This is a genomic window from Aureliella helgolandensis, from assembly GCF_007752135.1.
In the GTDB taxonomy this organism is placed as follows: domain Bacteria; phylum Planctomycetota; class Planctomycetia; order Pirellulales; family Pirellulaceae; genus Aureliella; species Aureliella helgolandensis.
This window is the reverse complement of record NZ_CP036298.1, coordinates 1,594,933-1,610,174: the sequence shown is the minus strand read 5'-3', so window position 1 is coordinate 1,610,174 and position 15,242 is coordinate 1,594,933. Positions and strand designations below refer to the sequence as shown.

Genomic DNA, 15,242 nt, shown 5'->3' with positions numbered 1-15,242 from the left:
TCAACAGCCCGGTGAGCAAGGAGCCGCATCCTCCCGTGGATGGACCCTTGATTTCCTTGAGTTGAACACATGGTTTGGTGGGGAAACGCCAGGACACGGTCCGGGGGACCATGCTACCGTGTGGGGGAGGGCAAGGAAATGGATTGCCCTGACAGGTGATCCCTACTACACGCCACCGGTGCACTACTCGTGCACCAAAACGGAAAACGCTTTTGCATCAACAGCCCGTCAAGCGGCGGTTTACAATTTCGGCCAGAGGACTGGGACGATCCGCCCCCTACGCTCAGGTTCACTTGTCAGTTTGCGTGTCGCGCTTCGGGCGCTGCTGGTCTAGGAAATTCAGCGTCTTCTCAAAATTCTCGCCCCAAAAGAATTTTGCACCTCCGTGCCCCGCTCCCGCTACCCGCACCAATTCGGCAGGCACTCCAGCGGCTTGATAGGCTTCCACGATTCGCTCCGATTGGCTCGGTAAAACGAGTTTGTCGTTCTCACCATGGAACACCAAGATGGGAGGCGCAGTAGGCTCAACGTAGTAGGCCGCGCTGGCGGCGCGCTCCAACTGAGGATCGATTTTGCCACGTTTCAATCCACCTAGCAACGCAAAGCTGCCAGCCTTCTCGGAGTAGGCAACCTCCGGTTGCGTGGCTCCCCGCAGCACAAAATCGGTCGGACCAAAATAATCGACGACAGCCTGTACCCGGGATGATTCTTGGAGATTCCCTCCGACCTCTCCTTCCAGCGCTACATCTCCCGCAGCCACTCCTAGGAAGACGGCCAAGTAGCCACCTGCGGAGCTACCTGCAACTCCGATCCACTCCGCGTTGTAGCCATAATTCTTCTGATGGGCGCGCAACCAGCGAATCGCCCCTTTGCAATCGTGGAGCTGTGCCGGAAAGATGGCTTGGTCGCTAAATCGATAACTAATACTCGCCAGAGCGTATCCACACTCCGTCACACGACGAATGGGAGGCTTTGCCTTCGAACCGCCTCGCCATCCACCACCATGAATCCAAACGATCAAGGGGGGCGGTGATGCCACATTTTGCGGAACATACACGTCGAGCAGCAAACTCTGCCCATTCACCTCCGCAAACTTAATATCTCGTTGCACTTTCACCTCAATCTCAGAAGCTACCGACTTCGCACTCGTCGCTTGATCCAGTACTGACAACGCCTCGCTAGCCGACTCAACGGCCTCCTCTGAAGCCGTAGGCGGAGGCTGCGTCTGAGCTTGGGCAAGCACTGAGAATCCACTCCAGAGTGTGATAGCGGCCCATAGAGAATAACGCATTAGCTCAGCACCTTATGAACAATTTTTCCGTGAACATCGGTAAGCCGAAAATCGCGTCCGGCATGGTGGTAGGTGAGCCGTTCGTGATCGAATCCGAGGCAATGCAACACCGTTGCTTGCAAATCGTGCACATGCACTGGGTCTTCAACCACATGGAAACCGAACTCGTCGGTCGCTCCCAGCGTGGTACCAGCTCGAGTGCCACCGCCAGCCATCCACATCGTGAAAGCCTGCGGGTGGTGATCTCTTCCCAGATTGCGGCCCAGTGCGGGATTTGACTCGACCATCGGCGTTCTCCCAAATTCGCCGCCCCATACCACCAGCGTTTCATCGAGCATGCCACGTTGAATCAAGTCCTGCACCAACGCGGCGGATGCTTGGTCTGTCGTCTTGCAATTGTTGCGAATATTGCCAACAACGTCACTGTGCGCATCCCATCCACTGTGGAATATATTGATGAACCGCACTCCTCGCTCCACCATCCTTCGTGCGAGGAGACAGGAGCGTGCGAACGAAGGTTTGTCAGGCTCACAACCATACGCATCCAGCGTAGCCTGCGTCTCTTGGCTCAAATCCATCAATTCCGGCGCGGAGGTCTGAAGGCGAGCGGCCATCTCAAAATTGGAGATCCGTGTCGCAATCTCAGGATCGTGGACCGCTTCGAAACGCCGGCGGTTGAGTTGTTCAATGAGGCGGAAAGTCTCCGCTTGCATTTGGCTGGAAACTCCAGCTGGACTACTCACATTCAGAATGGGGTCCCCTTGCTTGCGTAGGGGCACTCCAGTGTAAATCGTTGGCAGAAAGCCACTGGACCACAGAGCGGCACCGCCACTCAACCCGGCTCCAGTACTCATCACCACGAAGGCCGGCAATTCATTGGTCTCAGCCCCGAGTCCATAGACGGCCCACGATCCCAGGCTAGGGCGCCCCGGCTGCGAGAAACCGGAATTGAGCAGCAATTGTGCCGGTGCATGATTGAACTGATCCGTATGCATCGACTTGATAAAACAAACCTGATCGGCAATCTTCGCGAGGTGGGGCAGGGCTTCCGAGATATCTGCCCCCGATTCACCATGTTTGGCAAATTGATACTGCGGCCCCATCACGGCTGCATCTGGCTGTATAAACGCGTAGCGTTGGTCGCCAATCACGGACTGTGGCAGCGGCCCGCCCGCCAAACGCGTCAAAGCCGGTTTTTCATCGAACAGCTCAAGTTGACTAGGTGCTCCCGCCATAAACAAATGGATCACCGCCTTGGCCTTGCCTGGAAAGTGACCAGCCCGGGCAGCCAAGGGACTGGGCGCGGCGCGTCCTGCAGAGGATTCGCCGAGCACTTGGCCTCCCAGTAGATCCCACAGCGCTACGGAACCGAGTCCCAAACCACATTGCGACAAAAACCATCTACGTTGTGGAAGCATGATTCAGTGGTAAATTTCGTGGTGAGCGTAGTAAATCTGCCGAGCCTGCAGTGCGATCACGTCTCTCAAGACGCGTCCCTCTGCAAGGACAAACAACACTTCGTCAGTTCAATGGCAGGACAGCAGGTGGGCCAGGCCAGTGGTTCCAGCCTACCTCTATAGTCTACCCAGCTGAGCCAGTGAATACAAAGTCCCTTACCGAGTCCCCCACAGGACAGACCAATCCAACGTGCGTAGTGACCGAGTGCTGCTGTAGTGTCGCCGACCACCCGAATCCTGTTCTTTGAAAACGCTTGTATGGCACGGGCTTGCCAGTGAGCTTACCCCATGCCAGCTTGCATGCGTCAGACCAGTACGCTCAAGCGATAACCGGCGGAGCTGTGATGCTAGCAACCATCCTCTCAAGACACTTAATTGTTCTCCAAATTGCAAGCTGCGAACCCAGTAACCGTTCCGGGTTGTCAGCGACTTAAACTCCCCCCCAAAGCAACGGTTGAAGCAATTGGTGGATGAGGAAGGTCGTGAACGGCTACCTGCCGCTTTTAAAAACACTGGCAAGCCAGTACCACACGGGGCGCCCTCGCAAAGGAGAGCCCCCAAAGATCACTTCGCTGGTGCGTTTTCAGGAGCGGCTAACGGCTGCGCAAGTAGGCGACTAACTCCGCAATCTGCTGTGGAGTCAACTTCTGCTCGAATCCATCTGGCATGAGCGAATGCGTTGAGGCAGCGATCTCTTCAACACTGTCCGTTGCAATCTCCTGAATGCTTCCATCCGTTCCGCCCAGCTTCAAACTTCGCTGGGATTGCTCCAAAACAATCCCTGCAATCAACTGCCCATCGTCGAGCAACACACGACTCTGCTGGTACTTGGGGTCGACCGCCTGATTGGGATCCAGGACCGCCGTTACCCATTGGCTCAAAGTCCAATGAGCCAAGTTGTCGATAGGCGGTCCGAGCGCACTTTTGCTTGCATCAGAATGATGACATGCGGCGCAATGGGTATCGTATAAGGTCTTCCCTGCCAGGCTTGATGCAGCGATGGACTCGGGCTTAGGCATCCGCGTCAAATAGTCCTCGACCACCCGTTGACGATCACCGAGCTTACCCAATGCCGAGATAGCGCGGGAACGAATAGTCAAGTTACCGTGGCTCCGCAATTGCTGAATGGTGGCAGGCGGCAGATCGATCGGTAGAATCGCATTCGACTCTACGGCGTCGAGCAACAGTTCCGCCCACTCACCGCGCGTCAATAGAGTAGTGCACACGGCGGTACGATCGCTGGGCACAAGCACCGACCACTTGTCTAACAGAGCCTGGCCTACGGCGGCATTTCCCAGACCTCTCCCCATGACGATTGCGGCCGCTCGAACCGTCGCTGATTCGGACTCCAATAATTGCGACAAGTCATCCAACTGGGCCGCCGAGTCATTGCCAGAGCTGCCGATCAGCCGAATAATAGCTACCCGCAAGCCATCTTCCATGTCGGCATCGAGCATCTGTCGACGAGCGCGCGCCACGACTACTTCCAGCGTCCGCAGGCTCTCGTCAGGCAGTCCCTGAGTTCCCTCTTCGGCTCCATCCAAGATTGCCATCAACAGGATGTCACTGGGACGAAATGTGTCGCGCCGCCCACATTCCTCGACGCGTTGCACCGCCATCCCCTGCCGCGTCTCCAGCGGAACTCTCGCCCAGAGCTGTTCCAAGTCCCGCAGCGTGTCCGCCAATTGGGAGATATCGCTCCAGGGCACGTCGTCCAAGCCCGACAGAATGGCAGAAACCACAGCCAACGACTCGCGTTCGCCAGTAACTAACGGTAGTGCCTTGCTAATCCATCGGTCGCCACGCGAGCGGGCTGCAATCATCGCCACTCCTGGGGCGGCGTCAAAATCAGTCCACTGCGTGGAGGTTAGAACCCACTGCAAATCGACACGAGGCCCCAAATCGCGTTCCACCAAGAGGTTCATCGCCCGCTCCATGGCTTGGTCGGGCGAGGGAATCGTTTCACTGAGAATCAACCCCAGTGTTAGCAGTTCCGGGCTGTCCGCGGCCAGAGTCAACGCAATGTCACTGGTTTGCAGCCAGTCTTTGGCTACCAGACATCCCAGCGCACTGGCTCGAACGGCAGGAGAAGCGTGCTTCAGGGCAAGTTCCCGAACGTTGGATTGCATCGAATCGGACGGCGATTGCAAAAGAGCTTGGAGCCCCAGATCGCGAAGTGCCCCGTTGTCGCTGCTCAGCAACTGCAGGCATTGCGGCTCGAAGTCAGCGGCATCGACCGTTGGCAGATTCGGCCATGGAGTCGGAGTAAAATCGTCGCGGTAGACTCGATAGATCCGCCCCATTTCGGCGCCATTCCGCAGGTCCAAACCATCTTGCCAAGCGGTGGGAATCCACTCGGGATGCTCGATAACCTGCCGTACCATATCCACGATCCACAAGGTTCCATCTGGCGCATTGATGATGCGCACCGGTCGCGACCAACCGTCGGTGGAGGTCATAAAATCGTATTCGACATCTTCGGTATGTCGATGGGCCAGCGAGGCGCTGCCAGCCTGTTCGATCTGAATTCGGGCGACCAAATTATGGACCGGTTCACAGACAAAACCGATACTTGCCCCGCTAGCCCGCTCTGCCGGACTGAGCACGCCCGGCACGCGGGCGACAATACTGCTGCACGCACTGGTAAATCGATCTCTAGCAAATTGGTCGTTGAACCTACCAACCGTGCGACTGCGTGGGTAGACGGGAGGAGCCACGGCGGGTGTTAATAGAATCTGAAGCGCCCCGGCGTAACGTTCCGCTTCAGGCGCATAGCGAGAGCCCAACACATACTCAAACATCGGTAAACTGTTCGAATTTCCGAACCAACGTCCAAACGCATCTCGCGTTCGAACAAACTGCGTCTTTCCGGCAGTCAACTCCAGTTCCCCCGTATCGGGATTCCAAGCCACATCGTGGCCCTGCACTTGGTAGGTTTTCTGATTGCGAACACTGTAGATCTCTCGATTTCCACTGCCTACTCCGAAATGCAGTCGCCCATCGAGCCCAATTTCAAATCCACTGGCACGATGCTGTGGATTGGCTGGATTCAACCCAGTTATTAGCGCTTCGCGAAAGTCGGCAACACCGTCCCCGTCCCGATCTTCCGCGTAGATGACTTCCGTGCCGGCAATTACCACGACTCCATCGCGCCACGGCATGACACTGGTGGGATAGGACAGGCCGTCCAAGAAGATCTGCGAGGAATCGAGTTGCCCGTCACCGTTGGTATCGGACAACCACGTGATGCGACCACCTGTTGCATTCCCCAGGGGATAATCCGACATTTCCACCACCCACACTCGCCCATCACCGCCGAATGCAAGATTGATAGGATCACGCACCAACGGCTCTGAGGCGACAAGCTCCACTCGGAAACCCGGCGGAACGCGCACCGCCTGGAGTGCATCCGCGGCGGTCAACCCTTGATCGTCCGCTTGACTCTGCGAACGGATCTCGGAGACTCGCTGGAGAATGAGGTCCTGCGTTCCGCTCTCCCAGCGGCCTGGCTGCAAGTAGTAAATCATGGAGGAGTCAACCTCGTACCCACCCTCGCTGCGCATACTCTCGCTTGCCACATAGGCAAACACATCATCGGAGTACGAGGCAACCCACGTCTCCTTCGTCGGCATTTCCTTTTCCAGCCGGAATTGGTAATCAACGACGACTTCGCCCCCAAGAAACACCCAGGTCAGCGCCTCGCCGAACTGCCAAGTGTGTATCGGCATTGGATACGATTCCGGCAGACGGCCACGCTCCTGACGCACTTGCTGCATATGTTCAGCCCAACGGCGTTCGTTCGGATTGGAACTCATCAACGCCTTGTCCAACCTCTCGCCGGTAGGCTGTTCGGGGACGATCGCTGCATAGCCAAACTGCGCGATCGGATAATCGACCAACGGAACAACGTCTTTTCCACGAAGGACGCCATTGACGCTATCCACCATTTCCGCCGCATACTGTTCGGCGAATTGATAATTTCCGCGTGGGTTGGGATTCGCATCGGCTCCACATCCAATAATCGGCAGGAAGACCGCCTCGGCGTTGAGTTGCTCAAGCCGGCTGGCCGCTAGACCGGCCCAATCACCACTGATTTGATTGAAGCCACCACCAATGGTCGTGCAGTGGCAGGCATAGAGGAAAGCGCCTCCCAAAAGTTGTCCCGCTGGCGTGGTGGCTTGCAAGACTCTCACCCGTGAATCGACCGGACCGCTCTCAGGAGGCCCACCCGCCTCAGTGGGTGGTCGTCTGAGCGCTCGTCGGTTGGCTGCGAACGAAGCCGTGGATGTCCCCATGGCGAGGTTCGCCGCAACTTGGACGTCCAACGCGGCCTGCACAACTTCGCGAAGTGCTGCCTTGAGCGACTCGGTATACCGATGAACGGCTGCCAGCTGCTCTTCGGTGAGGGGCTCCTGGTAAAGGTTGGTCAATCCTCCCTCTAAATGCGGCGTAAAATGGCTGTGAGTGCACGACAGGACGAGCTGGCTGCGGGGAATTCCATATTCGCCAACAACCCACTGCGCTATCTCGGCCGTCAAGCTTTGAGGGATCCCAATCGCGTCCACCGAAATCAGTACCAAGGTTTCGGGAGAGGGCAAGTCGCCGCTCGCACCGTCTGGCTGCCCATCAACGGCGTCGGCGGGTGACACGTCGGCGGGTGACAGGCACATAGCACGCGCGCTGATCGGGTCTGCGACTCCATCATGCGAAACCGACCGTGAGGCGTAGCCACTCAGGGGCACCGGTTCGGTCGGTGTGATATCAACTTTGGCAAATCCGACCTTCCAAGTCGTAGTTTCTCCGGAGGCCGAATTCAGGAATACCAGAGCGAACAGTGCCCCACAGATGGGCGAAAATTTGGGGAGAATGGAAATCATAGACACGAGAAGCCACCGCATACGAACCTCATTATTCACACGAACGACCGCCCATCATACACCAGTTGCATGCTGCCGAGGCGCGGCGGATGAACGCGGAACATCCGTGTCAGGAAGGTCGCTCAAGATTTCCCAGACCGATCCCTCGAATCGAAGCTGGCTCCCCATGTGCCCCTCGCCCCAGGGCACTGAGTAGAGAGAGATTGAGTAGAGAGTAGAAATGATTGGAGCGAGGTTAACCAGATCAGACAGCATAAGCACAGGCGAGATTTGCAGGCAGGTTCGCGGCCTCTCGTCTTCAAAGTACCAGCCGTGCTGGAGGGATGTGATGTTTGGTCAAATCCCACGCCCTGCAAAGCAAGTCAGCAGCGACGGCTTCCCAGAACCTGACGAGGCACCAGCCTATTCGAGCACGCGTCGTACCAAGATGCACTTATCGGTGTTGAAATCCTGCCCTTCTTGGAAGGCGACGGGAATGGAGCGATCAATGACATAGAAGCCGCGATGTCGCATCGTGGTTCCATCGTCCTCACCATACTCACGTCCCAGCCCAGTCGACGAATCGTATTCGAAGAACGCAATCGTTACGCGTACCGAGAACACATTCGACCGGGTCGTGGTCAAATTCTGAAGTCGTGACATAGGCAAATTGTCGAGGAACGGGTGCCCTACTGGCAGAGTGGTTGGAAAAGTGGTGGTTCCAGGCGTGGCGTTATTAATCGTGTCGGTCGAAAAGAGCGGCCTATTGCCACTCGCATTCGCAGTGGCCCCAACGCTCCGCAACAGCGTGACTTCCGCCGGATTGTTGGTGGCGACAGCCGCGCTGTCCAGCACACCCGGCGTTCTCAACTGAGGCACCATGCCCGCTTCGAACGAAGATTTAAATACCCGGGCAAACTGCGTGGGCACTTCGGGATGCAGGTACGGATTGGGAGCCGACACAAAGCCCTGCTGGGCTACGGGAACGGGGAGATCGTAACCAGTTCGGCTGCTCTTAAATACCGACCAGAAGGGAAGGGCGGTATCGGAATTACCAACCAAGGTGTTGCGCGAGCTGGAATTCATAATCCCCCACATCAACCCCTGCCACACATTGGGCTCGGAGACATCGTTCACATTGACTCGACCAGGTTCGGTGAATCGTGAAATGCGATTGTAAGGTGCATTCAGGGGACGCAGGATCTCATTGATCGCGATTTGTTGAGGCGTCGACGCTGAAGCGTTGTACTGGACATCCCCAGGCATCACAAAGTCTTGCGCATCGGACCAGGGAGAAGGTGTCTCCATCAATTCAAACATTGCCACCGGATGTAGCACGGTACTGCTCGCCGAGGCTTGGAAGAAGTTGGGCAAATGCCGGTATGGGCTCGCCGCATTGGCATCGTACAGACTCGTGGAGGCTGCTGTCGTCGCCGGTGCTGTGAACTCCTGCATCAACTGCCCAGGTCCCGAGAGTGGGACTGCCAGCAATTCTTGCGGGTTGGTGAACGGACGGTCGGCCCAATACAAGGCCGCAGGCATGGAAGCGGGCGCCCCCTGCATGCCAGCTACGACAGTGGTTCCACCGCTTTCCCCCATCAAATCAAAAGTGGAATTCAAATATCCAAGAGTGGAGAAATGTGAGGCAGTGGTGGTCGGACGAACATTGATGGTTGAATCGATATCCAATTCCAACCCATATTTGAAATAGGCTGTTGAAGCCGTATCCTCAACCGAATCTTGCAACTCCGTCGTGTCGTAAGACAGAAAGCTGCGTACCGGGCTGGCCGACAAGTTTGCAAAGCCACCGCCATCCACGTCCACCATCGCACCGGTCTTCTGACGCGAAGCAAACTGCACCGGTGGAAGTGGTCCACCACCGGCTGGCGAAATGGTTTCCTCTCCCGAAAAAACGGTTAGGTCAATAGGAAGCCAATCGACGGTAATGTAGGGATTGAAAATTTCATCCCAGGGTCGCTCGGGATCCGCCAAACGCTGCACGAATGCAGTGCACCAGTTATCTTGGGTTCCCGGCGTGGGCACGCCCTGCGTATGCCCCAGCGACCACTTGGTCGCCGTGGCTCCGCCCATGCTCTCTCCCAACGGAAAACGAGCTGGATCTCCGCCGTCAAACGGATCGTCCGGTAACGCTACGGATGCTCCATTACCCGAGAAATCGTAATAGGCATCCCCCGGCAAGTCGCCAAACCCTTCCGCCCCCATGGCCGGATCGCCCGTGGTGTCATCGCGATTCAACCATTCGGTCGGAGCTGTGTAATACTGGCCAGCGTTCGCGAAAGGAGCCGAGACGTTCAGTCCCACTAAATCCACCAACTCATCTGCACCTCCTCCAGCGCCTCCTGGGCTCGGATCCCAAGGAACATCCGTCGCTGCAATCATCGTGACCGCACTGCGCATCGAAGCCCTAAAGTTCGGCACCAGAGAATTGTCGTGTGCATAAATCGTTGCCCAATTGTTATAGGGAGCCGGAACGGAACCACTGGGTCCTCCCCAAGCGCTCTCCAAAACAATGCGGTGGTTGCTAGGCATGTTCGTTGGAGGCGAACCGGTATTCGTGCGAGAACCGAAGTAGGTAATTTCCCGCGGCCCCACTACCAGATACTGGCCACCCTGCAGCAGCACATCACCGCCGGTCCGGTTGTTAAATACGCGTCCTTGTACCTGCACATCGGTCAGACCTGCAGGTAAGCCAGGGATGGATGCAGCAGTCACGTTCAGAGTTGAAAGATCAGTGAACAATACGACTCGATCAATTTCGAACGGAGCAGGCAGCGTTGGTTGCGATTGATCCCATGCCAGCCCACTATTGGCGGGAGCCCCTGGCAGCTGATAGGTCACATTCTCGCGAGTTGCACCAGCCCCCACAGTCTGAAGACCAAGTGGCGAAGTGGGGTCTGGCGTCCCCACTGGGGCCGGATGCGGTGTGGAAATGGCAATGCGGTGAACTGGATACAGAACTCCAGCGGCGTCCGCGGGCGAAACAGCACTCATATTTAATACGCGGTCGGTGCCAGAAAGCCCATACAAGCTGCTGGAGACTCCGGGGATGGCTGTGTTGCTTGTCGCACCGGTCGTTCGCAAGCAAAGCAATTCGAAGAACCCAGAGGCTTCGGGCAAACGATATTGGTCTAAGGTAGGATCCGGGTCGTTGGTGGCCGTCGTCAGCTTAGCCGAGGGATCGTTGTCGGTATCTTTGACTCGCAAGTCGTGTGTAAACAGGGATTCGGTCAGGACCACATCCTGTTGCTCCATACCCCACACCACCTCTCCCTTGGCGGTCTCTGGATGCCAGTAGAGCGTCTCTCCCCCCTGGCGACTGAATGGCTCTGGGTCGTACGGAAAACGCGTCATAGCAGAATCCGCATCTCGAAAATCGACCATATTGACGGCCCATTGGGCCAGCATTCGGGCACGCTGCTCGTTCGAAATTGGTGCACCACGATTCGATACAGTCAAGCTGTCGGGTAACACGAGCATGGCCAAGCAATAGAGATTTCGGGCCATGAGTTGACGTGTTTGCTGCCCAAACTGGTAGCGACGTCGCTGAAGCTGGGCCCCCGAGAAAGTCAGAGCCTCATAGTCAGGATCCAGATTTCCATCGGTGATCCCTTTACCGCTCAGGTAGTCTTCAAGCAGACTAATTTTCTGGACATTTCCGTTGACAACGGAGACCGTTTGCTGCTTGAAGGAATCCACCAGCCGCTCATCGAATTCATCGATCGCGCCATCCCCGTCGTCATCCACGCCGTTCTTAAGCATCTCTTCGATTTCGTCGATGTTGCCGTCACCGTCATCGTCGACGCCATTGCCCAAGGCGCGATTGATATCAAAACCCTGCGCCCGCGCAAATTCGAGGGGAAAGAGCTCTTGGAAGGCGGAAAACGACAGCTCGGTATCCGCGTTCAAAGGAGTGTCAAAGGCATACATATCGCGAACTAGTTCGTACATCGAATGGCTTTGGAGCCCCGTGGATCGGCTGACCGTCAGCGGCTGATGCCGCAGGTGACGGGCTCGTGGGCTGACCGCCAACGGATTCGCAACCACTCCGTTAAGCCGGCGTGGCAGACTAGAGCGATCCCAATCACCGCCACGCATGACACGTTCCCACTCGGCAACCGTCACCAATTGATCGCGGTAGGGCCCTGACATCAACCGCGATTCGTAGGCCTCTTCCGTACCTTGATTGAAAATTGCAGAGCCGATGGTCAAGGGATTGTTGTTCAATAGTAGCGGGTTCCCCATGCGATCAAGTCCGAGGGCCACTCGACCGTGAATGGCGTTGGGCAGCGCAGGCAGAACGCCATGCATCGGTACATAGACACGTTCTCGCGCATTAAGCTGACTGCGAACGTCGTCCCCGAACGTACCAGGTACCGATTCGCTGCGCATCATCCCAGCAACAGCATCGAAATACACTCCGCTAGCGCGGGCCGTCGACACCGTGGTCGGTCCGCTAGGTGACAAGTGATTGAGAGAGATGTCGGCAGGTCCGAATCCCAACCCCTGCGGCCAGAAAGTGCCCGCACCGGTTGCATGCCAGGCGTCAGCCGCTGCCGGCGGAGCGAGCGTCGGAGATTGCGTTTGATTCCCAGCAGCGTTTAAATCAAGCCTCGAATCGAAACTCTCAATACTGTAGGCCACCAAGGTTTTCAGCAACTTGCCTTCTCGCGACGTAATCAACGGTAGGTTGGGATCGGTCCAAACCGCATCGTAAACGCCGTCGGCATCCGTATCGACATCCCACGGCCCGCGCGTCAACCAGCGCACCCAATTCAGAAAGGCGGTCACACCCTTAGGATTGGAGGTATCGGCCCATTGCGACTGGCCGGTCCATTCCGCATCCAATTGTGGAGCGATCGCCGCCGCATAATCGCCTCGGTTGGAGCCGCTGAAATTTGGGTTTTTTAAATAGGGCGGCATCCCGGAAGCCAGAAATTTGATGGATAGTGGACGGCCGGTGGCCTGCTCGATGCGGCCAATGGTGGCTAATGCCTCCGCAGCGGTGTAGGTGCTGGGATCCTTCCAATTGACGATGTAGTTGATCAGTGCAGCCCGGTGAAAGCTGGGAATGATCTGTTCGCTCGACGTCGCATCGGCCTGGCGATGCGATAACCACATGTTTTGAAAATCGGCCGCATCGTACGACTCGTCTGAGTCCCCCATCATCGCCGGTCCTGGAGAAAAAGTGCCCCCATCACGCAGCATTCCGTAACGTGGCTGCAGTGCAACCGGCATCTCGCCAATTTGGGGATCTACTGAAACGGGAAGGTTGTGCAATTGCGTGGGCATAGCAATATTCCCGGTCATCCCCACTCCGTGCGAATTGTACGGCGCTGCATTGATCAGTAAGGAATAAGCAGTCACCGGAAATTGAACATTGGGACTGCCATTGGCAGGCACACCGGCGTAGCAAAGTGAAAGCGCCCGCTTGCTGGTGTCGCTACCGCCAGTTGGCATCTGATTGATCCACTCCTGGATCGTGGCCGTCGTGGATCCCACCGTTACCAAGCGTCCCTCCGCCTCTTGCAGATCGATTAGAATCGAAAAAGCCTGCGGAAGCGCAGTGGTCGAACTGGTGCCGGTCAAATGGGGATCGCCCATGTACCTAACGATGCGGAACGACTGTCCACGCAGCGGCCCCTCCAGGAACGTCGCAACCCGACCGGTCAGCGCATCATTCTCTCGAGGTAGATCTCGTGAGGGGTTGAATAACGCTGGCTGCGTAAGCACTGAATCAAGCATTGGGCGCTCGTTCGTCGCCAGCCAACTATTCAATACGATGGGAATCCGCAGGAATCGCCCCGCCAGCAACAGCGGACGCTCGCTATCCCCGTGCGACAACGGAGGATAATTACCGGACGGAGGATAGGAAGCGCTGGGAACTCCGAATTCGAAACGCCGCACGCGAACTCGCAGCGGTGCTTCGGCATTCCCATACAGGTCCGACAGGAGATCATGATGCCACAATGCCGATTCGCGATCGGTCGTTCCACGCAAGACTTCGCGCAATGCCACATCCAACAATTTGGCGGACGGAGTACCACGAAAATCGCTACGCGCCAGCCCCAAATTGGCGGAACGCGACTGACTGGAAACCAATACATACGAAACGGCTAGCAGGCTAAAAAGCGCCAACATGCCAAGGACGACCAACAGGATCAGCCCGCGAGTTTGGTTTCGTTTATTATTCATCGTTTCACACTCCACGACTTCAAAATCCGCGCATCGATGGAAAACATTTTCCCAGGCGTGGCTTATTGTTTTTTAGGGAACGCTAATGACGCGTTCGTAGACGGAAACCACATTGGTGAGCAACGTGGCTTGGGTGCTGTAGGCTGGACCTGCAAACGTCCAATCAGGCCCTTCGAGCACTACGTTCTGGGTCCAAACCCCGGTCACGTCATCGACCACGGGATCGGCATCGACACCGACCACCCGATACCAACGAAACACGTTGGAATGATTGACGGCATCCCCCGCTAAGGTGCGAGCGAACATCATCCAGTCACCACTGCGAATGGTCGAGTCAACTCCAGTGCTGGAGGAAACCGCAACACGCCCCGCAAATCCACCTGAGAAATTCCCGGACTGTGGCGTCACCGCCAACAACCGCTCTCCCTGGGGCATGGAATCAGGCTCCGAATCGGTCGCCGCAAACCATCCACGCTCGCGACGATGCATGACCACTATCGACAGCGTATAGAACCTTTCCGACGCAGTTAGCGGACCGAGGGTGTTGTTTTCACGGGGACAAAGGGTCGCCAACCAGGAGTACTCGCCGCTGGAGGTGCGTCGCGCCCCGCTCGCTTCGAACAACCGCTGGGCAGGAAGCGCTTTATCTTGAGGCGGTGTCATATCCTCGGGCAACATCGTCGCCACATCATCCACCGACATGAAGATCTGCTCAACCAAACTACGGGGAAGCACCGAACCGGTCGTAGGATCGGCTAAATGCATCCGCAGCATTCGCGGCTGATTGACGATGCCTGGCGATGTGGGCGCCGGCAGGGTCGCTGGCGAATAAGGATTCGACAGTGGGTTGTAGTTGTCGTGATAATACGGAAACAGACCTGGGCGGTAGGCTTGCGAACTGTCGAACGTGCTCGTAGTGAATTCACCCAAGGTCAACGGATCGGAATAAAAACTCGGATCGATGCAGATCGCATGCCGAAAGGCGGAGCTGGTCGCCGTCGTCGTGCTGCCGGCAGGGGACACCATTGCGGATGCATTGTAGGGACCAAACGTCTTGGTTTGATCGTTGAACCAAGACCACCGCGATGGGTTATTGAACTCGCGTGCCTGGAAGACGTTGTACCACTGGTGCGAAAAGCCTTGGGCCTCGGTCGATTCATTCGCCTGGGAAGCATACCGTCCGCCCATCAACAGCAACGATGCAACTCCCAATAACCCGCCGACGGCAATCACGGTCGCAAATAGGACTTCCAGAATCGTGGTCCCCTGCCGCCCAGCTTGCGAGGGCTCTCCCAACCGGCGGGAGTATTCGTCGGTTCCCCGAAGGGTTGTAAGCATCGAACCGCCCTTTTCTTGCGCGGCGCCCCTGTGAGCGCATGTAGTTTGACAACAGGCTAGCCGTCGCATCATCGGTGGATTGGTAAA

At 56.8% G+C, this 15,242-nt stretch carries 5 protein-coding genes; all 5 read right to left on the bottom strand.

Annotation, left to right across the window (positions count from 1 at the left end; translation table 11 throughout):
* Positions 1–289: 289 nt before the first annotated feature.
* Positions 290–1,291 (bottom strand): alpha/beta hydrolase, encoded by a 1,002-nt coding sequence (locus Q31a_RS05760; RefSeq protein ID WP_145075328.1) that lies wholly within the window; start codon positions 1,289–1,291, stop codon positions 290–292.
* A complete protein-coding gene (locus tag Q31a_RS05755; protein ID WP_145075325.1) occupies positions 1,291–2,709 on the bottom strand; it encodes a DUF1501 domain-containing protein in 1,419 nt (472 codons plus the stop codon). Before Q31a_RS05755 ends, Q31a_RS05760 begins: the two co-directional genes overlap by 1 nt.
* Positions 2,710–3,341: 632 nt before the next feature.
* A complete protein-coding gene (locus Q31a_RS05750) occupies positions 3,342–7,646 on the bottom strand; it encodes a PVC-type heme-binding CxxCH protein (RefSeq protein ID WP_145075321.1) in 4,305 nt (1,434 codons plus the stop codon).
* Positions 7,647–8,027: 381 nt separating this feature from the next.
* The gene (locus Q31a_RS05745; RefSeq protein WP_145075318.1) at positions 8,028–13,817 is read right to left on the bottom strand and encodes a hypothetical protein; all 5,790 of its coding nucleotides are present in this window, start codon (positions 13,815–13,817) and stop codon (positions 8,028–8,030) included.
* A gap of 72 nt (positions 13,818–13,889) precedes the next feature.
* On the bottom strand, positions 13,890–15,155 hold the full coding sequence (locus Q31a_RS05740; protein WP_145075315.1) for a type IV pilus modification PilV family protein: 1,266 nt from the start codon (positions 15,153–15,155) through the stop codon (positions 13,890–13,892).
* Positions 15,156–15,242: the final 87 nt, after the last annotated feature.